At 60.0% G+C, this 24,314-nt stretch carries 26 protein-coding genes; 6 read left to right on the top strand and 20 right to left on the bottom strand.

Annotated features, from left to right (window positions below):
* The first annotated feature begins 7 nt into the window (after nt 1-7).
* A complete protein-coding gene (locus I9184_RS12855) occupies nt 8-1,003 on the top strand; it encodes a hypothetical protein (protein ID WP_209834692.1) in 996 nt (331 codons plus the stop codon).
* On the opposite strand, the gene I9184_RS12860 is transcribed toward I9184_RS12855, so the two are convergent.
* The 6 genes from I9184_RS12860 to fdhD are packed head-to-tail and all read right to left on the bottom strand — an operon-like array spanning nt 1,000 to nt 6,205.
* A complete protein-coding gene (locus tag I9184_RS12860) occupies nt 1,000-1,593 on the bottom strand; it encodes a GNAT family N-acetyltransferase (protein WP_348539532.1) in 594 nt (197 codons plus the stop codon). The genes I9184_RS12855 and I9184_RS12860 overlap by 4 nt on opposite strands.
* Nucleotides 1,590-3,635: a gephyrin-like molybdotransferase Glp gene (gene glp, locus I9184_RS12865; RefSeq protein WP_209834823.1), complete on the bottom strand. Its 2,046-nt coding sequence runs from the start codon at nt 3,633-3,635 to the stop codon at nt 1,590-1,592. The genes I9184_RS12860 and glp overlap by 4 nt, the downstream gene beginning before the upstream one ends.
* A gap of 20 nt (nt 3,636-3,655) precedes the next feature.
* Entirely contained in the window at nt 3,656-4,147 is a 492-nt protein-coding gene (mobB, locus tag I9184_RS12870; protein ID WP_209834694.1) for a molybdopterin-guanine dinucleotide biosynthesis protein B, read from the bottom strand.
* Entirely contained in the window at nt 4,144-4,788 is a 645-nt protein-coding gene (gene mobA, locus I9184_RS12875; RefSeq protein WP_209834696.1) for a molybdenum cofactor guanylyltransferase MobA, read from the bottom strand. The genes mobB and mobA overlap by 4 nt, the downstream gene beginning before the upstream one ends.
* Nucleotides 4,785-5,321 carry a hypothetical protein gene (locus tag I9184_RS12880; RefSeq protein WP_209834698.1) on the bottom strand — a complete coding sequence of 179 codons (537 nt, stop codon included), beginning with the start codon at nt 5,319-5,321 and terminating at the stop codon, nt 4,785-4,787. The genes mobA and I9184_RS12880 overlap by 4 nt, the downstream gene beginning before the upstream one ends.
* Nucleotides 5,318-6,205, bottom strand: coding sequence for a formate dehydrogenase accessory sulfurtransferase FdhD (fdhD, locus tag I9184_RS12885; RefSeq protein WP_171635177.1), 888 nt, complete (start codon nt 6,203-6,205; stop codon nt 5,318-5,320). Before fdhD ends, I9184_RS12880 begins: the two co-directional genes overlap by 4 nt.
* A gap of 49 nt (nt 6,206-6,254) precedes the next feature.
* Between fdhD and I9184_RS12890 the strand changes: the two genes are divergently transcribed.
* On the top strand, nt 6,255-6,971 hold the full coding sequence (locus I9184_RS12890) for an AzlC family ABC transporter permease (protein WP_171634995.1): 717 nt from the start codon (nt 6,255-6,257) through the stop codon (nt 6,969-6,971).
* Complete coding sequence (locus tag I9184_RS12895) at nt 6,968-7,300, top strand: AzlD domain-containing protein (RefSeq protein WP_171634997.1); 333 nt, start codon at nt 6,968-6,970, stop codon at nt 7,298-7,300. Before I9184_RS12890 ends, I9184_RS12895 begins: the two co-directional genes overlap by 4 nt.
* Here I9184_RS12895 and I9184_RS12900 read toward each other — a convergent pair.
* The 7 genes from I9184_RS12900 to I9184_RS12930 form a co-directional block, all read right to left on the bottom strand.
* On the bottom strand, nt 7,289-7,921 hold the full coding sequence (locus tag I9184_RS12900; protein ID WP_171206074.1) for a hypothetical protein: 633 nt from the start codon (nt 7,919-7,921) through the stop codon (nt 7,289-7,291). The two genes, I9184_RS12895 and I9184_RS12900, sit on opposite strands and share 12 nt — an antisense overlap.
* A 17-nt stretch (nt 7,922-7,938) precedes the next feature.
* On the bottom strand, nt 7,939-8,073 hold the full coding sequence (locus tag I9184_RS12905) for an aa3-type cytochrome c oxidase subunit IV (RefSeq protein ID WP_050604020.1): 135 nt from the start codon (nt 8,071-8,073) through the stop codon (nt 7,939-7,941).
* 89 nt (nt 8,074-8,162) lie between these two features.
* Nucleotides 8,163-8,702, bottom strand: a complete 540-nt coding sequence (locus tag I9184_RS12910) for a hypothetical protein (protein WP_171206075.1) — start codon at nt 8,700-8,702, stop codon at nt 8,163-8,165.
* Nucleotides 8,689-10,530, bottom strand: coding sequence for a glycerophosphodiester phosphodiesterase (locus tag I9184_RS12915; RefSeq protein WP_209834700.1), 1,842 nt, complete (start codon nt 10,528-10,530; stop codon nt 8,689-8,691). Before I9184_RS12915 ends, I9184_RS12910 begins: the two co-directional genes overlap by 14 nt.
* Nucleotides 10,531-10,586: 56 nt before the next feature.
* Nucleotides 10,587-11,039 (bottom strand): DUF6173 family protein, encoded by a 453-nt coding sequence (locus I9184_RS12920; RefSeq protein ID WP_170346311.1) that lies wholly within the window; start codon nt 11,037-11,039, stop codon nt 10,587-10,589.
* Between the two features lie 4 nt (nt 11,040-11,043).
* Nucleotides 11,044-12,090, bottom strand: a complete 1,047-nt coding sequence (locus I9184_RS12925) for an MBL fold metallo-hydrolase (RefSeq protein ID WP_209834702.1) — start codon at nt 12,088-12,090, stop codon at nt 11,044-11,046.
* Nucleotides 12,090-13,793 carry an acyl-CoA dehydrogenase gene (locus I9184_RS12930; protein WP_171635005.1) on the bottom strand — a complete coding sequence of 568 codons (1,704 nt, stop codon included), beginning with the start codon at nt 13,791-13,793 and terminating at the stop codon, nt 12,090-12,092. Before I9184_RS12930 ends, I9184_RS12925 begins: the two co-directional genes overlap by 1 nt.
* Before the next feature lie 138 nt (nt 13,794-13,931).
* Here I9184_RS12930 and I9184_RS12935 point away from each other — a divergent pair, with 138 nt between their 5' ends.
* Nucleotides 13,932-14,882: an L-threonylcarbamoyladenylate synthase gene (locus I9184_RS12935; RefSeq protein WP_209834704.1), complete on the top strand. Its 951-nt coding sequence runs from the start codon at nt 13,932-13,934 to the stop codon at nt 14,880-14,882.
* Here I9184_RS12935 and I9184_RS12940 read toward each other — a convergent pair whose 3' ends face one another.
* Nucleotides 14,883-15,437: a YqgE/AlgH family protein gene (locus tag I9184_RS12940; protein ID WP_171724292.1), complete on the bottom strand. Its 555-nt coding sequence runs from the start codon at nt 15,435-15,437 to the stop codon at nt 14,883-14,885.
* Nucleotides 15,438-15,588: 151 nt separating this feature from the next.
* On the opposite strand from I9184_RS12940, the gene I9184_RS12945 reads away from it, so the two are divergent.
* Entirely contained in the window at nt 15,589-16,395 is an 807-nt protein-coding gene (locus I9184_RS12945; protein ID WP_171635012.1) for a protein-disulfide reductase DsbD domain-containing protein, read from the top strand.
* A 4-nt stretch (nt 16,396-16,399) separates the two neighbouring features.
* Complete coding sequence (locus tag I9184_RS12950; RefSeq protein WP_209834712.1) at nt 16,400-16,849, top strand: NUDIX hydrolase; 450 nt, start codon at nt 16,400-16,402, stop codon at nt 16,847-16,849.
* Here the strand turns inward: I9184_RS12950 and I9184_RS12955 are convergent.
* From I9184_RS12955 to I9184_RS12980, 6 genes are all read right to left on the bottom strand, one after another.
* On the bottom strand, nt 16,816-20,217 hold the full coding sequence (locus I9184_RS12955) for an efflux RND transporter permease subunit (RefSeq protein ID WP_209834714.1): 3,402 nt from the start codon (nt 20,215-20,217) through the stop codon (nt 16,816-16,818). The genes I9184_RS12950 and I9184_RS12955 overlap by 34 nt on opposite strands.
* Nucleotides 20,218-20,222: 5 nt before the next feature.
* The gene (locus I9184_RS12960) at nt 20,223-21,671 is read right to left on the bottom strand and encodes an HlyD family efflux transporter periplasmic adaptor subunit (protein WP_209834716.1); all 1,449 of its coding nucleotides are present in this window, start codon (nt 21,669-21,671) and stop codon (nt 20,223-20,225) included.
* Nucleotides 21,672-21,777: 106 nt separating this feature from the next.
* Nucleotides 21,778-22,320, bottom strand: a complete 543-nt coding sequence (moaB, locus tag I9184_RS12965; protein ID WP_171724296.1) for a molybdenum cofactor biosynthesis protein B — start codon at nt 22,318-22,320, stop codon at nt 21,778-21,780.
* A gap of 6 nt (nt 22,321-22,326) precedes the next feature.
* Nucleotides 22,327-22,947, bottom strand: coding sequence for a LysE family translocator (locus tag I9184_RS12970; RefSeq protein WP_171724297.1), 621 nt, complete (start codon nt 22,945-22,947; stop codon nt 22,327-22,329).
* A complete protein-coding gene (locus I9184_RS12975; protein WP_209834718.1) occupies nt 22,944-23,543 on the bottom strand; it encodes a metallophosphoesterase in 600 nt (199 codons plus the stop codon). The genes I9184_RS12970 and I9184_RS12975 overlap by 4 nt, the downstream gene beginning before the upstream one ends.
* Complete coding sequence (locus I9184_RS12980; RefSeq protein WP_209834720.1) at nt 23,540-24,307, bottom strand: uracil-DNA glycosylase; 768 nt, start codon at nt 24,305-24,307, stop codon at nt 23,540-23,542. Before I9184_RS12980 ends, I9184_RS12975 begins: the two co-directional genes overlap by 4 nt.
* Nucleotides 24,308-24,314 lie beyond the last annotated feature (7 nt).

Genomic DNA, 24,314 nt, shown 5'->3' on the forward strand with positions numbered 1-24,314 from the left:
GCATGTAATGTCGGGGCCAAAACCTGACCCGGAAACCGAAAAGCCGACGTCGCTGGGCATCTATGATCGCCCGAAGACTCCGGCTGTCACCGAAATCGAGATTGCCGCACTGGTACTCAGCCTGATCTGGCTGGTGGTGTCGGTCGTCTTTCTCGTGCTGCCCGGTCAGGGGCAGAACGGCGGCTTTGTCGTCGCCTTTCTGGCCGTGTTCATGCCCGTGGCGATGATCTGGGTTGCGGTCACCGCGATGCGCGCCAGCCGTGTGATGCGAGAGGAAAGTGCGCGGTTGCAAACGGCAATCGACGCGATCCGGCAGGCCTATGTGGCGCAGCAGCAGCGCGCCTCCAGCACCTATGAACCTGCGGTGACAAAAAAGCTGGATGAAATTGCTGCGGCCACACGGAAAACCGAAGACGCCTTGGCAACGTTCTCGACCAAACGCACAGCGCGCTCTGCAACGGCCGCGCAGAGTTCCGCTCAGGGCGACCAGACCTCGTTGGAGCTGGGCACACCTGCGGAAGAGATCACACCGCCGCTGAGTACCGAGGTTTTCATCCGCGCCCTGAACTTCCCCGAAACGCAGGATGACACCGAGGGGTTCAATGCGCTGCGTGTTGCATTGAAGGACCGCAAGACGGCACAGCTTGTGCAAGCTTCGCAGGATGTTCTGACGCTGCTCAGCCAGGAAGGCATCTACATGGATGACCTGCGGCCCGACAAGGCCCGGCCAGAAATCTGGCGCCAGTTCGCCCAGGGCACACGCGGGCGCGCCGTGGCGGCGCTGGGGGGGGTACGCGACAGATCCTCACTTGCGCTGACGGCAGCCCGGATGAAACAGGATCCGATTTTCCGCGACGCCGCGCACCATTTCCTGCGCCGGTTTGACAAGATGATGGCCGAGTTCGAACCCACGGCAAGCGACGCGGAACTGAGTGAACTGGGTGAAACCCGAACGGCCCGCGCATTCATGTTGCTGGGTCGCGTGGCGGGCACGTTTGATTAATCCGCCCCGACAATCCACGACATTTTGGTCGCGCTGCTGAAATTGAACAGATACTTCAGCGGTCCGGTTTTTTCTTGACCCCGGGGCTGGAATCCCTCGCGCTCGTAAAGGCTGCGGGCGCGGGGGTTCGTGTCGATGACATCAAGCTGAACCTCTGAGATGTCTCGGTTGCGGGCCTCGGACTTGATGGCATTCAGCAATGCCGTGCCCACTCCTTTGCCGCGCGCCTCGGCAGCGACAAAAATACCATCCATCTGGAACACGCCCGGTTTCAGTTCGCGCTCCAGCACGCTCAGAACCAAGGCGCGCCAGGTCGCCCCGAACCAGCCATAGACCCGCGCCAGATCAGACATATTGCCCCCCGCAAAAGAGCCGTCGCGTGTCTTGAAACCTGCCAGCCCCAGCAATTGGCCCGCTTCATCCCGTGCAACCAGCGCGAAATCCGGGTTCAATGCGATTTCAAAGAAAGCCAGTCCTTTTTCGTCCGGCCCCATGACTTTGCCCAGCTTTGCCGCAAATGCCTGCCAGAACAGTGCCGCCGCTTGCGCGCGTTCCTGATCGGCGAACCCTCTGGAAATCGTGACCGTCACAACCCGAAACTTCCATACGGAAGGAACCGGACCATATCGCCCGGTTGGACATGGCGCGCACCGTCCTCGATTTCAACCAACCCTTCAGCCCAGCTGAGGCCACTGATCCGGCCTGATCCTTCCGAGTGGAAGACCTCGGCCCGCCCGTCCCGCATTCGGGCGCGCAGATATTCCCGGCGACCGGGCTTCTTGCGCTTTTCAAAGGCGGCAGGCACTTCGAAACCTTGCGGTTCAGCCCAGCCTTCGCCGGACATCAGCCCCAAGGCCGGACGCGCGAAGATCAACGTACAGACCATGGCGGCAACCGGATTTCCGGGCAGGCCAAACACCGGCACGCCAGACCACAAACCCAAAGCCAGCGGCCGCCCGGGTTTCAACGCAATGCGCCAGTGCTGCATCGCTCCGGCCTGACGCAAAAGGGCCGAAACATGGTCTTCGTCACCCGCTGACGCGCCGCCACTGGTCAAAATCACATCCGCCTGCTCTGCGGCCTGATCCAATCGATCCCGCAAGGCGTCCCGATCATCCGAAACACGCCCCATATCCACGGGTACGAACCCCATACGATCGATCAAGGACAGCAGCATCGGGCGATTGGCGTCGAAAATCTGACCCGGACCAGCGTTCTCTCCGGCTTCGACCAATTCATCGCCCGTAGAGACCACGGCCACGCGAAGCGGTTTGCGCACGTTGACTTCGGCAATCCCCACGGCAGACAGCAGCGCAAGATCGGCAGGGGTCAGCCTGCGCCCGGCAGGAAGGGCGATATCGCCTGCGGCCACATCTTCTCCCGCGCGCCGTGTGTTGGCGCCTTTTTTCAGCGGGCCGTGGAAGGCTATGTGGCCGTCCTTGACCGTGACATCCTCTTCCAGAATGACCGTGTCGACACCGGCGGGCAGCGCCGCCCCCGTCAGCACGCGCAAGGCCCGGCCTTCAGGCACGTCACCGTCGAACGGGATCCCTGCCGCCGCGCGCCCGTCAACCAATGGCATGATCTGTGGGCCATCAGGGGCGGGACCGGCAAACCCGTACCCATCCACGGCCGAATTCGGTTGCGGCGGATTCGAGCGTCGGGCGACCACATCCCCGGTCAGAACGCGCCCGCATGCCAGGGTCAGCGCCATCGTCTCAGACGCGGTAATCGGGTGCAGCCTGTCACGCAAACAGGCCAGCGCCTCATCCACCGGTGTCCAGTTGACCCCGGCGGGCAACGCGAAGCAATCGTTCCGCAACGGGGGCGGGGCTATGTTCGGCTTGTCCTGAGGTACACCCAATATCCAACCTTCCTCTGCCGCTGAGACGTTCAATTGCGCATCCAACTCCTGCTCTGTCAAACGCGACAGAGTCAAGGCGACCTGTTCAACCTGCCAGGCATCCTTGATCCGCCCATCCGGTGCAGCGCCAAGGGTCAAAGACGGCCAGATTTCCACGAAGGCAACAGGTTTATCCAGCGGCTCGAATGGCCAGACCGAGATTTGCCCGGCAAACCGGTGGCGAAGCCGGTTCAGAATCGGCAGCCCCATCATGACTTGGCCACCAACCGCGCCTGCCCCTGCCATCTGCCAGCAGGTGAAGCTTCCTTTTGCCAAAGTCTCAACGACACGACGGTTCGGGAACGGGTTGGAATAGTCCGATTTGGTACGCGGCAGGCCGTTAATATCTCGGCGCAATCCATTCATCCAGTACGGACCACGGCCGCCAAACTGAAGGTTGATCCGACCCGCCAGATCAAAGCGGTTGTTGGCCTTCGGAGAATCCTCGACTTGTTGGTCGAACCAATCCCACAACACCAGCGGATCGTCCGTTCCGGTCATCGCCCGTGCGAAGCCGCAAGGATATCCAAAAGGAAAATCGAACCCAAGAAGCAGACGGCGACCGGCCTTAAGCTCGGCCCGGATCAGAGCATCCAACCTCTGCTCGGCTATCCGCCTGTTGCGCAGGTATTCGGGGTCAAACGCTTTTCCGTTTCGTGCAATGCAGGCCCAGATCGCATCCTTGCGCGGGGTCGGCCCGGTGTCGTTTCCGCCAGACCAATCCACCATTGCAAAGGTCTGGAACAGGCTCACAAACCAACCTCTTTCAGGATGAAGTCAGCAATCCCGGCAGTATCGTCCAGATCATAGACCGGGCGGTCCAAATCCAGCGGAGTGTCGCTGGCCACGGCCCGAATGGTCGTGTTCTTTGGGGCCATCAGCGCATGGCCCGCCTCAGCGCGGAAAGCTTCGATCTTGGGATGGTCTTCGCGCTTGAACCCTTCAATCAGCACCAGATCAACCGGTGAAAGCCGGGCCAACAGATCGGCCAAAGGGGGCTCTGGCGTGCCGCGCAGCTCTTGCATCACGGCAATGCGCTGACCTGAGGCAAGCAGAACTTCACTAGCCCCTGCCATGCGGTGGCGGTGACTGTCGGTGCCGGGTTGATCCACATCGACACTGTGATGCGCATGTTTGACAGTCGACACCGTAAAGCCCCGGCCTGTGATCTCGGCCACCAGCCGTTCCATCAGTCCGGTTTTGCCAGCATTCTTCCAGCCGGTGACGCCAAAGACCCTCATGCCTGCTCCAACAATGTTCGGGCGTGAACCAGATCTTCCGGCGTGTTGACGTTGAAGAACGGGTCAAACGGGTCGGCGTCGAACAAAGCCTCGCGCCCATCATGTTTATCGGTCCACAGCACCACCTTGCGCAGCCCGTCCGTCAGCGCCACCCGCAGATCGTCGCGCAGCGCTACCGGCCAGAGGCCAAAGGTCGGATGCCGGTTAACCCGCTTGCCACCGCCGGATTTGAGCGCCTCGTCGCCCGAACGCGGCGTGGTGGCCAAGACCAACGGGTGTACCTGCCCTTCCGCAGCCTGCGTCAGTCGCGCCACCAGATCGCGCGGGAAAAACGGCGTATCCGCAGCAGCTGTCACGATGCTGTCCGCCCCCTGCTCTGCTGCCCAGTCGAGCCCGGCCAGCACACCGGCCAAAGGCCCGGCGAACCCTTCGATCGTGTCAGGCAGGACGGGCAGGCCCAGATCAGCGAAGCGCTCAGGGTCGCCATTCGCGTTCAACGCCAACCCACTTACCTGTGGGGACAGACGGTCAATCACATGGGATAGCAGGCTCTGCCCCCCGATCTGCAGCAAACCTTTGTCGCCGCCGCCCATACGTGTGGCCTGCCCGCCTGCAAGAATGATTCCGAGCGGTTTCGTCATGATAAATCCTCGATTTCCGGCCATTTTCGGAATTTCTCCAGCGGTGTGAAAATCCAAACCCCGTTGCCCGCACCCAGCAAAATGAAACACAGGCTCACAGGAAGTCCGGAAAAGCCGGCCAAAACATGGCTCAAGCGAATGAAAGCGGAAAAGAGCACCAAAACCGTCACAGGCGCGAAAAACGCCCAGAACAAGCACCGATACCTGCGAAGTGATCGACTGATTTCGCCTGGCAAAACGACTGAGTCTGGCAAACTTTGAAGAAGGATACGTTGCAATACGGCGCGTTGTTTTTGCACCGCCAATCCCCAAGCTGCCCATCCCATCCGGAATGGGGCAAACAGGTCGAATGTGCCGATGTATTCTCTTGCCTCCCACCCCAATCGATCCAAAGTTTCTTCGTCCAACCGTGCCATGCCCTCTACGATTGCCCGTTTGCTGCGTGCGTAGTTTCGTGCAGCAAGAATGCTCAGCGGCAAGATACTGACTGCAACAACAAACAAGAAAAAAAGTCTAAGGGTTTCCAAAATCATCCTGCACTTTTCCGGCGGTGTTTCCTGTCTTCGACAGCAACGGTTGACGGGTCCACGTCGCGCAGCAGGCGATCCTCACCCGACAGGCACACAAAGCGCTGGCCGCGCATCCGCCCGATCAGCGTCAGCCCGACCTCGCGCGCGATCTCGACGCCCCAGGCGGTGAAGCCCGAGCGGGACGCCAGTACCGGAATCCCCATCATCGCCGATTTGATCACCATTTCGGATGTCAGGCGACCAGTGGTATAGAGGATCTTGTCCTCGGCACTTTCTCCTTCTGACAGCATCCAGCCTGCGATCTTGTCGACGGCGTTGTGGCGGCCCACGTCCTCCATATAGACCAGCGGGCGGTTTTCACGGCACAGGACCGTGCCGTGAATCGCTCCGGCTTCGAGGTACAGCGACGGAGTGCGGTTGATCTTCGAGGCCAGATCATACAGCCAGGAAGTTCGCACCTGAACCTGTGGCAGTTGTACGTCTTCCAGGCCCTCCATCATGTCGCCAAACACAGTACCCACGGCACACCCACTGGTGCGGGTCTTTTTCTTCAGTTTGTCTTCATAAGATGTTTCGCGCGCGGTTCGGACGATCACGGTTTCAAGGTCGTCGTCATATTCCACGCGCGTGATTTCATCATCCGAAAGCAGCATCCCCTGATTGCGCAGAAAGCCCAGCGCAAGATATTCGGGATAATCGCCAATCGTCATCGCCGTCACGATTTCCTGCGAATTGAGAAAGATCGTAAGCGGGCGTTCCTCGACCACAGATATCTGGCTGATTTCACCGTTCTGATCCACACCCTCGACCGCTCGGGTCAGGCGCATCGCAGCCGGATCAGGGGCGATAAGATAGTCCGACAGATCGAATTCCGTGGCCAATTGCAACCCCTTCCCAAGACAGTTACTGCTGCATGAATCACCATAGGATTTAGCCATGGCCTCTGCCACATCCAAGTCATACTTCTGGAAAGGTTTTCGGGATGGGACGCCGTTTGTCTTCGTCGCCGTGCCCTTTGGCCTTCTGTTCGGTGTTTTTGCGACCGAAGCCGGGTTGACCCTTGTCCAGACGATGGCTTTTACATCGACCGTTTTTGCAGGTGCCGCGCAATTCGCGGCGTTGCAATTGTTGCAGGACAACACCCCGACCGTGATCATCATAGTCTCGGCGCTGGCTGTGAATCTGCGTATGGCGATGTATTCCGCATCACTGACACCTTACCTGGGTTCCGCGCCCATGTGGCAGCGTGCCTTTGCGGCATACCTGACCGTGGATCAATCTTATGCCTGCTCGATCGTGCGGTTCGAGAAAGAGCCCGACCTGTCAGTGCCGCAACGGATGGCTTATTTCGTGGGCTCTGTCACGCCGATCACACCGCTCTGGATTCTGGGCACTTATCTGGGCGCAGTGCTGGGTGCGCAAATACCGGAAAGCTGGGCACTGGATTTTGCCCTGCCGATCACCTTTCTGGCCATGATAGGGCCGATGATGCGGACCTTTGCACATGTGGTCGCGGCCCTTGTGGCCATTGCGGTATCTTTGCTGACCGTCGTAATCCCGTTCAATCTGGGCCTGCTGATCGCCGGATGCGCTGGAATGATTGCCGGAGCACAGGCGGAACTGATCCTCGAACGTAGAAAGGCGCAGTTATGACTCAGCCCGATTCCGTCACCATCTGGGCCATTATCATCGGGCTTGCCATAGGCAGCTATGCGCTGCGCTTTGTCTTTATCGGTTTTGTGGGTGATCGCCCGATGCCGCCTTGGCTGCTGCGTCACCTGCGATATACAGCAGTGGCCATCCTTCCTGCATTGATCGCACCGCTGGTCGTTTGGCCCTCTGCCACCGAAGGGCAACCTGATCTGCCACGAATGTCGGCGGCAGCCGTTGCCCTGGCGGTGGGAGTGATCAGCAAAAACGTGATAGCGGCCATCTTTTCCGGGGCCGCCACGCTCTATGGTCTGCTTTATCTACTGAGTTGAGACAGCGTCGAGCTGGTTGAGACGCGCATTGTTTGCCGCCAAACCTTTTTGCAGATCCGCATCGTCATTTTCCCGATATTCTTCGGTCACGACGCCCGGAATCTGCGCGAACTGTTCCGACAGGTTCACCGGATAGAACGTCACATCAATCTGCTCGAACCCCGGTACCTGCTTCAACAGTTGGGAAGTCGAGTTGGTGCAGAAAGCGCCAGCGACCGGACCGGATTGCTTTGCCAGTTGCAAGGCGATTTCAGCCTGTTGCGGGCTCACCTGAATGGTCTGTATGCGGGCATAATGTGTCTCGCGCGCGTGCGAGCTGCGATAAGCTCGTTCGACCGCCGGGGTAATGCCGTAAAGCACATCATCCTTCACCGGAACCACATCCGCCCGGAACGAACCGGCAGGGTCAAAGATCACCCGCTCGCTGCCCGAGATCATCAACGACGTATGCGCGCCCGATCCGGTGCGTGTGTTGATCATTGTGTACAGCGTCAGGGTCGCTGGCCCCGGATCACGGTAGGACCGGGACACGATCTCGTTCCGATCCGCCTGTGGACGGTTCGAATTGGCGCAGCCCGCCACTGTCGCTGCCAGCAAGCAGGCAATCAATATCCTGAGCAAGTCAGCCCCCGAAACAATTAGGAGGCGAAAACCGCCAGGAACAGGCACAGGAAGGCAATGGCGACCACACACCACGTGGTGGCTTTGATGAAACCGTTGAATGTCTTGGTTTGGACCGTGATGTCCATTTCGCCGTGCTTGTGTTCAGCCATGAGTCTCAGATTCCCAATTCGCGTGTTTGATCTGTTGGATAATAGAAAACAGAACGCCTGTCACCACGTCATTCGCGCGCAGGACGCTGTTACTTGAGAACCGAACAACCGGGATACCCGAACCCCCACCGCCAGGGCAGGCCGCTGCACGGCCCGCCACCGAATCGCACCGCCCCGTACATTGCATCCGCAGTGATCGCGTGCACGCTGCGAATCTGTTCAGGCGACATGTCGTACTGGTCGGCATAGTCCTCGGCATGGTTGTCTCCGTGCTGCACCACACAGGCGTGCAAGGCGTCATCCGCTGCCAGACGTGCCTCATAGCTTTCGCTGGCTGTCTCTGCACCGCCAGCATTGTGATATGCCCGGTCGTGGATGACGCAGCAGTACTCCCACGGCGGGTGCTCTTGATATAGCGCGCCAACCTGTGGGAATTGCTTTGCCACCCAGCGCCAACTGGCTGACAACCCGCCTGAACAGCCATCGGTTTCAAACGGCGTCAGTTCGGCGTCCTTGCTTTGCTCGATCAGGGCGCGGTGGCCCGGCATCTCAAATCCGCGCATCAGATCTTGTGCCCATGCCGACAGTGGCAGCAGAGACAGAAACAGCGCCATGTTAAGGACTTTCATCGCGCATTGCCTCTGTATCGACCTGCAATCCAAAGGTGGTTGCCAGCCACAGCAACAGCCGCTCGCCCGGCCCCATTTCAGCGCGGACGCGCAAAACCTCATTGGCCATGGCCGGGCGGTCGGTAATCAAACCATCCACACCCATCGAGGCCATCCTGGACATCTGCAACGGATCATTCACCGTCCAGACATAGATATCCTTACCAGCGTCCTGCACTTTGCGGATCAGCCCAGGTGTAACCATGCCTGCATTGACGGCGACAAATTCACCTTCCAGCCCCGACAGATCCCCAATGGCCGTGGCCGCCAGCACACCAGAGCGCCAGTCGGGCCGCAACTTTTCCATCTTTTGCACGGCCGGGTATTTCAGCGACATGGTGGCAACTTCGTTCTGCATCCCTAGCTCTTCGACAAGGCCGATCACCCGATTTTCCAGATCGACGTCGTGACCATAATATTTCAGCTCGATAAGAACCTTCGACTTGCCCTTGGCCGCTTCCAGAACCTCTCGCAGGGTCGGGGTCCGCTCTGCGGCGTATTCCGGTCCGAACCAGCTGCCAATGTCGATATCAGCAACATCCTGCATCGTCGCATCCCAGACCTTCAGGTTGACGCCGGCCAACTTCATGAAATCGCTGTCATGGGCCACGACAACCACATCATCCGCCGTTTCCTGAACGTCAATCTCAACCCAGTCCGCACCATCCTCAATCGCTTTCAGGACCGAGGCCATTGTGTTTTCAGGTCGCAAAGCCGCAGCGCCCCGATGGCCGATGACCTCGGCTTGATCCGGCGCCTGCACGCGTTCCAGCAAGCTTTGCCCAAGCCAGAAGCCCACGCCCAATGCGGCCAAGGCCGTCGCGACAGTGACAAGAACCGGCACGCGAATCCTTCGGGGTTCGGGATGGGGAACGTCCTTGGTCTCAGCTTCAAAGAAGCCGTCCAGCAAGACCGCCAATGCGCCCAGCGCCGTCGCCGCCAGAACCAACCCCGCCAGGGACCAAAGCCCCGCAATGATCAGGCTGAGGATCAACGCCAGTCTGAGGCTGCCGCCTTCCTGCAAGGGCACAACTGCAAACAACAGACTGGCCACCGCCGCAATCAAAGCTGCAATCACAAGCCGCAGTCCCAGCCAAAGGGCAAGCTCGATCTTCAAACGCCCGCGCTTGCCTTCCATCTTTTGTTCGCTTTTCGCAAATGCTCCGCGTGGTGAGGCCCCCTCGAACAGGACCAGATGCAACGCCAGCGCCCATCCCGACAGACGGCGGATCAACACCCATGCCAACGCAAGAACGACAAGCCCGATCAGTACCACGGCCACCTGAAAGGCCGGAGGGTGGAATGTCAGGTAATAGTTGATGTCATATTCCGTCAGCGTCCACCATGCGATCAACCCCGCGACGGCCACAAACGGCAGGGCAAGCAGCAGGACGCGCAGGATGAACCGAACGGCAAATCCGAACAGCGCCGGAAAGCGGGACAGGTTCAGTGCCAGTGCCGCACTGCCTGCGCGCCAAGGGTCATTTTCTCCCATACGCAAGGACCCGGCCATGACCGCGAACACAATAACCTCAGCCAGCAAAAACAGACTGAGCACCGCAACACCCGCAATGAACCCTGCCGGAGACAGCAGGAACATCGCAATGTCCTGATCGGTCAGAGCGGTCTGATTTGACAGAGAGACCGCCAGATTGACAGCCACAGCCACACCCGGCGCGATCAGCGCCACCAGCAGCAAGCGCACAGCGACATAAATTGGCACAAAGACCCGGCGCCGTTCCCAGGCACCTGCATAGGCATGTGTTACTGCTTGAAAAAATCTTGTCACGTGGGCGCCTCCGGACTGATGCAGTCATTCAAAGGCGCGCAAGCGTGAATTGCAAGTCAGCTGTCTTCCAGATCCGCCGCCAGACGGAAACCGATGCGGTTGGCGGGTTTGTCCTCGACCGATTTGGGCAGGGCGCGCAGCATCACGTTCAACTGGCTGACATGCTGCACCAATTGCGTGCGGGCCCCGGTTCCGTCGGATCCGTAAAAGGTGATCATGTCGGGGTCGAAATACCCCATCCCTTCGATCCGCATGACGCCGGCATCGCCCCCGGTAAAGCCCATGGCGACTTCGTGATCGCCGTCCAGCGTCTTTTCAAAGTTCTGGATATACATGATCAGACGCTCGTAAGCCCATTGCGCCGGGCTTTTGTTGGCAACAGGCTTCTTCAACCCCTCGGGCAGGTCCTTGGCCCCGGATTCGGCATTGGGATCCGCGTGCACCTCGTGACACCGCGGCAAAGCGGCGGCTTCGGCGGCCTCGGCCGAGGTTTCGATCTGGTCCTGCATTCTTCTACCCTTTGCGCTGATACAGCCATGCCCCGTCAGCGCGTTGCGTCCGAGTTACTGCACCAATGTGGTAGAGATGATTCACATGCGCAACCGCCTCAACCAGCGCAAGCCCATATTCGCCTTCGCGGATCGTGCGTTTGAACAGGGGCAGAAAACAATCTGCGGCCGCTCTGGGTTGATCCAGATGTTTCAACAGGCGGCCCAACGCGCCGTGGTGGTTGTCGATCAGCTGTTTCATCCTCAGCGGCAGGCCCGAAAACGGCAGCTTGTGCCCGCCCAGAACCAGATGATCGGGCCGGGCAAGCGTCTGCAACCGCTCGCAGGCTTCCAGCCACGCTGAAACCGGATCGGCCATCGGTTCCGTGGCATAGACGCCCAGATTGGGACTGATCGAGCTGAGAATCTGATCGCCGCTCAACACCAGATTGTCGTCACGGCTCCAGAAGGTGGCGTGTTCCGGCGCGTGGCCATTGCCCATATGCACATCCCAGTCGCGCCCTCCCATTCGGATCACGTCGCCCTGCTTGATCCGGGCAAAGCCCAACGGCATGGGGTAAACCGTGTCGGCAAAGTTGAACGGACGATCCTTCATCCGCGCATTCAGAACCTCGGGTGCCATACCGGCGCTGCGATAGAAATCAAGCGTTTCCTGCGGCCATGTCTCTTGCACATCCAGCGTCAGCATCCGCGCGAACAGCCATGAGGTGCGGCTTGTGACCAGCTCAGCCCCGTGTTCCGACTGAAACCACCCGGCATTGCCGACATGGTCTGGATGATGATGCGTCACCACAACACGGGTGATCGGTTTGCCTTTCAAAGGCCCGCCCATCAGGGTTTCCCAGATACGCCGCGTCTTGTTCGACGACAGCCCGGTGTCAATCACCGTCCAACCTTCGCCATCGTCCAGCGCGTAGATATTGACGTGATCCAGCGCCATCGGAAGAGGCAGGCGCATCCACAGTACACCCTCGGCAACTTCGACGGCTTCACCCGGCGCGGGCGGTTCAGCCCACGGATATCTGATCCCCGATACGCGATCCCCGTCCATCACGCCGCCAACTCATCCGGGCTGAGCGAAAAGAGGTCACCCGCACCGCTTTGCACCCGCGTCAGAAGCCCGGAATGCTCGGGCAACAAGGCGTTGATGTAGTAGCGCGCCAGTTTGGCCCGCGGTCCTTCCGGATCGGCCAGTGCCGCGGACAGGTGATAATGCCCGCCAAGAACCCGGGCAAACGCCTGAAGATAGGACGTTGCGCCTGCAAATCGGTCGTTCATGTCGTCCTGTGCCACCAACCATTCGGTTGCCTCGCGCAGGGTTTCTGTTGCTTCCCACACTGGACCGGCCAGATCGGGCATCGTCGCGCGCGCGCGCTCGGCCTGTTCTTCGATCTCGTCCAGAAGGTTCGACGCCGCCTCGCCCCCGTCCATCATTTTGCGTGCAACAAGGTCCATGGCCTGAATGCCGTCGGTTCCCTCGTAAATCGCGGTCACGCGAACATCGCGGGAATATTGCGCCGCGCCTGTTTCTTCGACAAAGCCCATTCCGCCATGCACCTGTACGCCGGTTTCGGCCACGCGTATCCCGGTCCGGGCCCCAAAGTTCTTGCCGATTGGCGTCAACAACGCGGCCCGCGCGGCCCAATCGGCGTCGCCGGTGGCTTTCGCCATGTCAATCGCGGTCGCATTGGCCAGAAGAATAGCCCGAGCGGCAAAGATATCGGCGCGCATATCCATGATCATGCGGCGCACATCCGCATGATCGATGATCGTACCAGAAGGCGTCCTGCCCTGCTTGCGTTCCAGCGCATAGGCCAAAGCGTGCTGATAGGCGCCTTCCGCAACGCCCACACCCTGGCCACCCACGCCCAGGCGGGCGTTGTTCATCATGGTGAACATGGCCGCCATACCGCCATGTTCCTTACCGACAAGCCATCCTTTGGCGCCGTCATATTGCATCACGCAGGTGGGTGAGCCATGCAGGCCCATCTTGTGTTCGACGGAAACAACCTTAAGGTCGTTGGCCAGGCCGGGATTGCCATCCGCATCGGGGATGTATTTCGGCACCAGAAACAAGGAAATGCCCTTGGTGCCGGGCACACCATCCGGCAGACGGGCCAGAACCAGATGGCAGACATTTTCAGCAAAGTCGTTGTCGCCCCAAGAGATGAAGATCTTCTGCCCGGTCACCGAGTATGTGCCATCACCATTTGGCTCGGCCTTCGAGGTCAGCGCACCCACATCCGATCCGGCCTGAGCTTCGGTCAGGTTCATGGTCGCAGACCACTCACCCGAAATCATTTTAGGCAGATACAGCGACTTCAATTCGTCGCTGGCGTGGTGTTCCAACGCCTCGATCTGGCCCTGCGCCATCAGCGGAGCAAGTTGCAGCGAAAGGCAAGCGGCGCTCATCATCTCGTTCACGGCAGTGGTGACAGCCATCGGCAGGCCCATTCCGCCGAATTGGGGATCAGCGCTGATCCCGATCCACCCGCCTTCGGCAATCGCCTTCCAGCCATCGGCATAACCCGGAGAGCTGCGCAGCACGCCATTCTCAAGCCGAGCCGGTTCCAGATCACCGGCACGCTGCAACGGGGCCAGAACCTCTTCGCTCATCTTGGCCGCTTCGGTCAGGATGGCCGTGACGACATCGGCGCTGGCATCTTCGAAAATCTCGGTGGCGGCGACCTGGTCGAACCCGACGACATGGTCCAGCAGAAATTGATAATCTGAGATTGGGGCGCGATATGGCATGATTTCTCTCGGGGTCTAACGGATCAGAATACATCGGCGGGCTTGGAATCAAATGCAAGCGCCGGTAAGCGTGTGGGCCTGAACCGATTACGTACCTTACCTCAAGTTCCAGGCAACCAAAACGCGGCGTCATCAGATATGATCTCATCCGGCACACAGGAATTGACGGCAGATCCCGGCGGCATCGCGCAGGCTGCCGATTTTTTGCGCCAGGGTCTTCTGGTCGCTTTTCCGACCGAAACGGTCTATGGCCTTGGCGGCGATGCCCGCAACGGACAGGCCGTCGCATCGATTTACGAGGCCAAGGGACGGCCCAGCTTCAACCCGCTGATCGCCCATGTCGCCTCGGTCGAAGCGGCCCAGCGCTTTGTGCAATGGTCGGATCTGGCCGAGCTGCTGGCACAGGCCTTCTGGCCCGGTCCTCTGACCCTGGTTCTGCCGTTGCGCGAAGGGCACGGGGTTTCCTCGCTGGTGACCGCCGGGCTGGACACTCTGGCCGTGCGGGTGCCTGCGCATCCGACGGCGCGTGCGCTGCTGGCCGACTTTGACGGACCGGTCGCGGCCCCTTCGGCTAATCCCTCGGGTCAGATCAGCCCCACGACGGCGGCTCATGTGTGGTCCGGTCTTGGCGGACGGATCGCGGCAGTTCTGGACGACGGCCCCTGTGCGGTGGGGCTGGAATCCACCATTGTCGGTCTGGCCGGAGAGCTCACATTGCTGCGTCCGGGCGGCGTTGCGTTGGACCGGATCGAAAGCGTGCTGAACCTGCACCTGCACCTGCACCAATCCGGCGATCTGCTGACCGCTCCGGGGCAATTGCAGTCGCATTATGCGCCCGACGCCCCGGTCCGCCTGAACGCCACTGCGCGTCACGGGGATGAGGTTCTGCTGGGCTTTGGAGCGGTGGATTGCGACCTGAACCTGTCTGTCGAAGGACGTCTGACCGAGGCGGCCGCGAACCTCTTTGCAGCCCTTCACAGATTGAACGAGACCGGCCGACCAATTGCCGTATCTCCGATCCCGAACACCGGATTGGGGGCTGCAATCAACGACCGGCTGCGCCGCGCCGCTGCGCCACGCGACAGCTGATCAGGCCCGGCCTGCGCTGGCGGACAACGTCAGAGGGTCCACCCCTAGCGTCGCCAAGGCAGCTTCCCATTTTTCGTCATCAGGCACGTCGAAGACAAGTTTCGTCGTCGCTTCGGTGGTCAGCCAGCCGTTCATCGCGATTTCGTCCTCAAGCTGACCTGGCCCCCAGCCGGAATAGCCCAGCGTCAGCATCGAATTCAGTGGTCCGCTGCCAGAGGCCAGATCTTCAAGCACATCCAGCGTCGCCGTCATGCTGAAATCCGCGGAAATATGCATCGAATGCAGATTGGCCTCGTAATCGGCGCTGTGCAGGACAAATCCGCGCGACATCTCGACCGGGCCACCGAAATGCACAAGGCGCTCTCCGATCACCGGGATACTGCAGGCGATGTTCAGTTGCCCCAGCAACGTCTTGATTCGCAGATCCGAAGGCTTGTTCACGATCAAACCCATGGCGCCATCGTCGCCATGGCTGCACATATACACCACCGAATGGTCGAATCGCGGATCGCCCATTCCGGGCATCGCAATCAACAGTTTTCCGGTCAGGTCCATGGGCCTTCATCTCTTTGTCCGTTCACGTCAACAATGGCCCTGCCGCACCCTAGTTTGCAAGAGACCAACCCGTATTTCGACAGATTTCAGCGCGGTGACCGGATCGTGACTTGGAATCCGCGCCATCGACGCGCATTTATGGGGTATGAAGATGCCGATCAAACCCACCGCCGTCGCCGCGCTCGCGTGTCTGAGCCTGTCCGTTCCAGTTGCCGCGCAAGATTTGGACAACGTGGTTCGGCTGGATGTTCTGGATGGTGGTCGGACGGCCAACGGCACCTATATGTCCGCGTTGAAACTAACGCTCAAGGATGGCTGGAAAACCTACTGGCGCGCGCCAGGAGATTCCGGCATCCCGCCCGAGTTCGACTGGAAGCGATCCAGAAATGTCGGCCAGGTGGAAATCATCTGGCCCTCGCCCGAAATCTTTGATCAGAATGGCCTGCAATCGATTGGCTATGAAAATCAGCTGGTCTTGCCCATCAAGGTCACTCCGCGCAACCCGGCAAAACCGGTCCGTCTGAAAGGCAAGATGGATCTGGGGGTCTGCAAAGACGTTTGCATACCGGAACGCCTGGATTTCGACCACACGCTGGACGCCGAAGCTGATCGCAACCCGGCGATTGCCGCAGCGATGGCGCAAAGGCCCTATTCCGCGCGCGAAGCCCGTGTCACCAAGACCACCTGCAACCTGACGCCCACGAAAGATGGGATGCGGATCGAGGCGCGGATGACGATGCCGTCCGCGGGCGGTCGAGAAGTCGCCGTGATCGAACCCGGCAATCCTTCGCTTTGGGCCTCGCAACCCGTATCTCTAAGGCAGGGGGATACATTGGTGGCCGAAGCGGAAATCATACACGCATCAGGTGCACCTTTTGCGCTGGACCGGTCCGAGATCCGGATCACCGTTCTGGGGTCTGACCACGCGGTGGATATTCTGGGCTGTAGCGCGGGCTGAATGCATGAGCCAATCCCCCAAGATCGGTGCATTGGCGGTTGTTCTGCATCAGGACAAGGTTCTTCTGGTTCAGCGCAGCAAACAGCCGGACAAGGGGCTGTGGGGGTTCCCCGGCGGCCACGTAGAGTGGGGTGAAACCGTTCTGCAGGCGGCGCAGCGTGAGTTGCGGGAAGAAACCTCGGTGATTGCGGAACCGTCTCATTACCTGAGAAATCTGGATCTGCTGCGTCACGACAAGGCGGGGCAGGTTTTGTCCCATTACCTGTTGGTCGGCGTTGCCTGCCGCTATCAGTCCGGCACACCGCAGGCTGGTGATGACGCGCTGGATGCCCGCTGGTTTGCCATCGAGCAGATACGCCGGGGCGACCTGCCGATGAGCGCGCGGGTCATCGACCTTTTAGAACACGCGATCCGCGCGGATCAGGCATCGGCCGATCTTGTCAGCCGCCCATAAAGCAAACCTGACAGGATCACGCTCAGGACCACGATCAGAATTGCCCCGGCCAGGAATGCACCCAACCCCATTCGCAGCACCGCAATGCCATCTCCACCCGCATAGAGGCCTTGCAGCACGCCAAGCGGTGCGCCTGTAACCGCGGGCCAAATCATCGTCAGGCCGAACCAAACAGCCAATGCGGCACCGGTTGCCGCCAGCGCCCCGCGAACCACCCGGTCGGGTGCCCGCGCGGCACGGCGCATGGCTGTCATCGGACGCGCCACGTCATTGAGGATCGCCAGCAGGGCAGGCACCAGAATCAGAACCAGCAACATCCCGAACCCAAGCCCGTAAACCAGCGTGATCACGGTCGGCTTGAGGAATTGCGCTTGTTGCGAACCTTCATAAAGCAACGGTGCAAGTCCAAGAACCGTGGTCAAAGTGGTCAGCATCACGGGACGCAACCTGTCTGCGGTACCTTCGACAATGGACGGAACCAGACCACGGTCTTTTTGATACGCATCTATCGTCGTCACCAGAACGATCGAGTCGTTGATGATAATCCCCGTCATGCCCAGCAACCCGACCACCGTGAACATGCTGAGCGGCACATCCCAGATGTAGTGGCCCCAGATCGCACCAACGAGGCCAAAGGGTATGATTGCCATGACAACCACTGGCCGTGTCCAGCTGGCGAACACCCAGGCCAGAACAAGGTAGATACCTGTCAGGCACAGGATCAAACCGGTGCGGGCTTCGGCAAGGAATTCATTTTCCTGTTCACTCAGGCCCGACATGCGCCACTCGACTTGCCTTTCGGCAGCGATATTCGGCAGGATTTCTTCCTGCATCGCCCGTTCGATTTCAGCCGCGCGGGCCGGATCATCCTCGGAGATGTCGCCATAGACCGAAACAACCCTCAGGCCGTTTTCGCGCCGAACCGTCGAGAAACCGGATTCACGCTCGACCGAAACGATGTCGGCCAGCGGTACGTAAACCCCGTCAGGAGACCGCATGAGTGTACGCTCGAGGAAATCTGCCGTCAGTTCGCCTTCAGGCAGTTCCACACGGATCTCGGCACTGCGCGGCCCGTCCGGGAAAGTTGCCGCTTCGATACCGTTCAGGCGATTGCGCAGGGCGCGACCAAGCGTTTCAATCCGGAATCCCAGCGCCTCTCCCTGTGCAGTCAGGTCCAGGATGAACTCTTCCTTGTCATAAGCCAGGTTGTCTTCCAGCGCCGAGACTTCGGGAAATTTCGACAGCTCGGCCTGCAAGTCTTCGGACGCGGCCTTGAGAACGCTCACGTCCGAGCCGAAAAACTGCACGTCGATGGCGTCGCCACCCGGTCCAGAGCGCCACCCCCGGAAGCTGATCACTTCGAGCTTGGGATGGCGCGGCGCGAATTCCTGCAACTCTCCGACGAATTCGAAACTCGAATAAGGGCGCAGATCGGCATCGATGAGTTCGATCGAGATACCCCCCAACAAACTGCCATCCTTGCCATCCGCAGCAGCCAGCTGTCGGCCTGCATTGCCGCCAACCTCGGCCAGGACATAGTCAATCGGATTGCGCCCATGACGCTCTTCATAGATCTGGCCCAGGTCATTGACCGCCTTTTGCAGAAGGCGCATCATTTCCAGCGTATCCGATCGCGTCGAACCTTCGCGCATGATAAAGCCGCCGGTCACGGAACTTCGCTCTGGTGCATTGAAGAAACGCCAGTTCACGTCGCCGCGAATGAACAGTGCAACCTGGCTGGCCAGTACCGCGATCATCAGCGCCACGACGACATAGCGTGCCCATATCACCCAGGCGATCAAGGGGCGGAACAGGTGATCCCGAACCCAACGGAAACCACGGTTGACGACCCGGTTGGGCAGATCATACCAGTGTTCCTTGGCCGAATGCGCGATGGCGTGCGCCATGTGATTGGGAAGGATCAGAAAGCACTCGACCAGCGAAGCGATCAAAACGGCGATCACCGTAAAGGGAATGTCGCGGATCAATTCTCCGAATCGTCCGCCCACCAGGGTCAGACCGAAAAACGCGATTACCGTCGTGACAGTCGCAGCCAGCACCGGCATGGCCATCCGCCGCGCCGCACGTTCCGCAGCCACAACAGGCGGCTCACCCAAACGCCGGGCGCGGAAATCCGCGTGTTCCCCCACCACGATGGCGTCATCAACCACGATGCCCAGCGTGATGATCAGGCCGAACAGCGAGACCATGTTCAGCGACAAGCCCCCCAGATACATCAATGCGATTGCGGCCGACATCGCCACGGGGATACCCGCCGCAACCCAGAAGGCGATGCGCGCGTTGAGGAACAAGAACAGCAGGCAGACGACAAGGCCAAGACCCATCAACCCGTTGTTGACCAGGATGTTCAATCGGTCGGTTATGGCCTGGGCGCGGGTGCGGATCAGCTCAATCTTCACACCTTCGGGCAAGCTGGCCTGCATTTCACGGGCAACATCTTCGACCGTGTGCTGGATGTCTATCGCATCGCCCAGATTTGACCGATCAACCCGGATGGACATGGCCGGATCGTCGCCGACGAAATAACTGCGATACCGTGTGACACCTTCGACCCGAATCCTGGCAATATCACCGACCTTCAGCTTCGACCCGTTGGCAAAGGTCCGCAGCGCGATGTCTTCGATCTGCTCCGGGGTCCTCTTTTCGGTTCCGGCCCGTATACGCGCACCTGCGCCCTCAACCTCACCAGCGGGATCGGTGCTGACCTCGGCCGCAATCGCGGACGCGATCTCTTCCATGGTGATGTCATTGGCGATCAATTGCGCCGTTGTGATCTCGACAATGATCTGAGGCGCGGCAATGCCCCTGATTTCGGTTCGCGTAACCCCTGCCGAAAACAAACGGTTGATGAACTCATCCGTCAGCTTCGCCAGTTGATTGGTGTCGGTGGGGCCACTGATAACGACATCCGTTACCCGATCCCGCCAAGCGCCGCGTCGAATTTCAGGTTCTTCCGAGCCTTCGGGCAGATCCGTCACACCGTCTATCGCGGTCCGGACGTCTTCGACCGCGCGGGACATGTCCCAGTTCGGCTCAAACTCCAGTCTGACGCGGGTCCAACCTGGGTGGGAACTGGCCTCGGTACTGGTTACCCCTTCAACGGCCAGCAGCGCAGGTTCCAACAACTGCACGATACCGGCATCCATGTCCTCGGGGCCTGCACCTTCCCACGAGACGGTCACATCAACGCGTTCCAGAATGACATCCGGAAAGAACTGCGCCCGCATGTTCGGGATAGCTGCCGCACCCAGAACCAGCATCACCAGCAACAGCAAATTGGCCACCGTCCGGTGCCGTGTGAAATAGCTGAGAAGGCCACCCGCTGCGCCAGGTATCTCGCGCATCATGACGCTCAGCCCCCGGCCTTGGTTTCAATGCGCCGCACCAGAGATGAAGGGACGCGCGCTTCGCGCAACTGACCGAGAACCTGAGTTTTCTCATCATGAGGCATGGTTTCGCTGGCCTCGACCCGGGCCACGAGTTCAGCGCGTTTCGCATCTGACAGTTCGACCATGCCCGGGTCTGCCCCGGCCTCAAGCCGCAAGGGCCGCACCCGCACGCCAGATCCAAGCAACGGCGTGCGTCCGATCACAACCTCGCGCCCTTCCAACCCGTCGCCCCGCAGCAAAACCTCGTCACCCTGTCTGCGGACAAGCTGCACCGGCAAACTTTCCAGGCGGTCATCCGCACCCAGCACCAGAACCGTTCCCGATGCGTCCAATGCCGAAGACGGCAAGCGGAACACATTGGCAAGCGGTTGTTCCTGAACCGAGACGGTGACGAAATCTTCGGGCTTGAAACCGGACGCCTCTTGCAAACGCGCATAGATCAAACGTCCGGTCTGACCCTCGCCCGCAGAACCGCTGTCGCGGCTGATATGACCAGTCGCGGTCAGATCGGTGCCCGTCACCTCAAGCGAAACGTTGACTGGTGCGTTGATCAGCCTGTCATTCTCGTCCAACAGACGTACATATTGTGCCGTCGACACCCGGAACGCCACTTCAAGAGCGTTTGGATCAACCAGTTCAGCCAGTTTTTCATTGGCCGACACCAACCGCCCTTCCACAAGCGTCACATCGGTCAGGGTACCGCTGAATCCGGCCCGAATGGTCATATCATCAAGATCGCGTTCCGCCGCCTCCAAGGCAATCACCGCGCGCGCCAACAACGTCGTTGCCTGATCGACGCGAGATTCAGCCTGTGCAAGCGCGATACGACGCGCCAGCACGGCCTGTTGTGCCGAAGCAGCCGCCAGTTCCGCCTCTTCCACGCTGGCGGCGGCGCCTACCCCTCGGGCCTCCAGATCGCGTTGCCGTTGCAGCGCCCGTTCCCGCAGTTCGGCTTGCGCCTCGGCCGATTTCAATTCGTCCTGCGCCAGCAGCAAAGACCGTTCGGCATCACGTTCTTCGAATTGTGCGTCCAAAAGATCGGACTTGGCCCGATCCAGCGCGGATTGGGCATCCGCCGGATCCAGTTCAACCAGAACTTCCCCGGCAGTTACCGTTCCGCCATCCACGAAATCCTCTGCCAGGGCGACAACGCGGCCACCCAGTGCCGCGCGCAATTCCAGCCTGCGCCGGCTCTGGACCTCTCCGAATGCTTCGAGATATGGGATTACGGTTTCCGCCTCGGCCTGACGTACGGCAACCGCGAAGACCCGTTCGCGGGCCGCGGGCGCCTGGTCCTCACGCATCAGGACGTCCTGAACGGCACCCATGATGATCTGCGCGGCAACAAACAGCAGAGCAAGCGTCAAGAACGCCAGAAAGATACCGACAAGACTCTGCCGTAGAAATCGCATCAAACAGTTACCCCGGTTGCACCAAGCTGCCGTCCACAACATGTAGCCGGATCACGAATTATGCCAAGCCACAAAGCGGTTATACGGAATTGAACGTACGACCAGTCTACTTCCGTCGCAGATGTTCGTCCAATCTGGGCATTATTTCCACAAAATTGCAGGGGCGATGCCGGTAATCGAACTGTTTTTCCAAAATCCCATCCCACGCATCCTTGCAGGCCCCCGGGCTGCCGGGCAATGCAAAAAGGTATGTTCCCCCCGCAACCCCCCCGGTTGCGCGGGACTGCACCGCCGAAGTGCCGATTTTCTCCATCGAAATGACGGTAAAGACAGTACCGAATGCGTCGATCTCTTTTTCGTACACGTCCCGATGCGCTTCGACCGTCACGTCCCGCCCGGTCAGACCCGTTCCACCGGTCGAGATCACGACATCGATCTGCTCATCAGCCACCCATGCCCGCAACTGATCGGCGATCTGGTCGCGCTCATCCCGGATGATCTGGCGGTCCGCAACCACATGGCCCGCTTTTTCGATCCGGTCCACCAATGTCTGCCCCGAGCGATCTTCGTCCATCGATCGGGTGTCCGAAACGGTCAGAACGGCAATTCTGACGGGGATGAACTCCTTGGTTTCGTCAATGCGCGACATCTTGCGTCAGGCCCTTTCCATCATGACAAGCCGGATCGCAAGGGCGGAAAAAATACCCCCCGTGATCCAACCAATAATACGCGCGGCGCGCGGGTTGCCGATTAGCACCTTGCCTGCCCCGCCGGCAAAAACCCCGACCAGCCCGTTCACCAAGAACCCGCCAAACGCGATGATCAGCCCGAAGATCAGGAACTGCACCAGAACCGATCCCGCTGTCGGGTCGACGAATTGCGGTATGAACGCCAGCACGAACAGAATGACCTTGGGATTGGTCAGGTTGACCAACATCCCATCCCGAAAGGCCATGCGCGTCGACCGCACAGGCGTATCCCCCGTCGAAGCGCCATGCCGGACCGCACCCCAAGCCAGATACATCAGGTAAGCGGCACCCATCCAGCGGATCACTTCAAAAAGCCAGGGCAGCGCCGACACCGCAGCGCCCAGTCCAAGCCCTGCCAGCAGCACGTGAATCATCGAACCCACGGACACGCCGGCGCTTGCCGATACCGAAGGCCACGCCCCGGATCGCAGCCCTTGGCCAAAGCAGAACATCATATCAGCACCGGGCGTCAGGTTCAGTGCCAGTGCCGCTGGAACAAAGACCAGCAAGGTCTGGAATTCGATCACGTATCCACCTCGAACCAACTTGGCATCGGGCCCAGATTGGCCAAATGCGTTCGCCCCAGGGAACCGCGATAGCCCCAGCTTTCATGCACATGACCGAAGAACGCAAATCCCGGCTGAAGGCGTTCCACCGCATCCCGTATGGCAGTCGATCCGACCGAAAGGCCTTGCGATGTCTGATCCCCATACCCTTTGGGCGGAGAATGAACGATCAGGACATCCGCCGTTTCACACCGGTCGAGCATCTCGGTCGCCTCACCTTCTGTCAGGTCACAGGACCAGTCTCCGAACGGGGTCGGTGGTACGCCATAGCCAAGACCAAACAAGCGCAAGCCGTCTATGGTCATGCCAGACCCATGCAGGACATGGACACCGTTCGGGGCCGCATTGCCCAGCTCTTCTGCACTTTCCGCGTTCCCAGGGATCAGGACCAGCGGCGTCGAAATGCCGGACAGCATCTGCATCGCCTCGTCCAGCCCCTGACGCGAATTGCAATAATCACCGGCACCGATGACAAGATCAGCCTCGGCGCTGGCGGAAACAAGATCGGCTGCCCGGTTGCGCGCCATGTGCAGATCAGAGAATGCCAGAACCTTCATGTTGCACCTCGCAGCCGCGCTTTCAGTTCCAGCAGATCCGCCCAGGCCTGCCGTTTCATCTGCGGTTGTCGTAGCAGATAAGCCGGGTGGAACATCGGAATCACCGGCAGATCCATTGCCTGATCCCATTTGCCGCGCAGGCGGGTGATGCCGCGTTTGCCCAGCACCGCCTGACAGCTGATATTCCCCATCACAACCAGAACCTCGGGTCTGGCCAGGGCCACGTGGCGTTCCAGAAACGGCTTCATCATCCCGATCTCTTCGGGTTTGGGGTCGCGGTTCTGCGGGGGCCGCCATGGCAGCACATTGGTGATATAGACGTTTTCGCGACGATCCAGATCAATTGCCGCCAGCATCCGGTCCAGCAACTGACCCGCACGGCCGACAAAGGGTTTGCCCTCGCGGTCCTCATCGCGACCCGGCGCCTCGCCGATGATCATCACGCGCGCGCCGGGGGTCCCGTCGGCAAAGACCAATTGCCGCGCACCGCGCTTGAGCTCGCAATGTTCGAACGCGTCCATCGCTGCGCGCAGCTGATCCAGCGATCCCGCGCCCCGTGCTGCGGATCCAGCGATTTCTACCGGGTCCACATCCCTTGGCTTTGCCGGGGCGGCGGCGGACGTTTCCGGTTTCCTCGGTTTGGCCGTGGTGTCGGGCAACGCGTACCGGTCAACCGGCGCATCACCTATTGCCTCGGTCACACCCAGTTCGATCTGCCATTCCAGCAGCGCCTGCGCAGAATAATAGTCCAAGCCCGATTCCATAGGGATA

Source organism: Ruegeria sp. HKCCE3926, assembly GCF_017872515.1.
GTDB lineage: Bacteria > Pseudomonadota > Alphaproteobacteria > Rhodobacterales > Rhodobacteraceae > Ruegeria.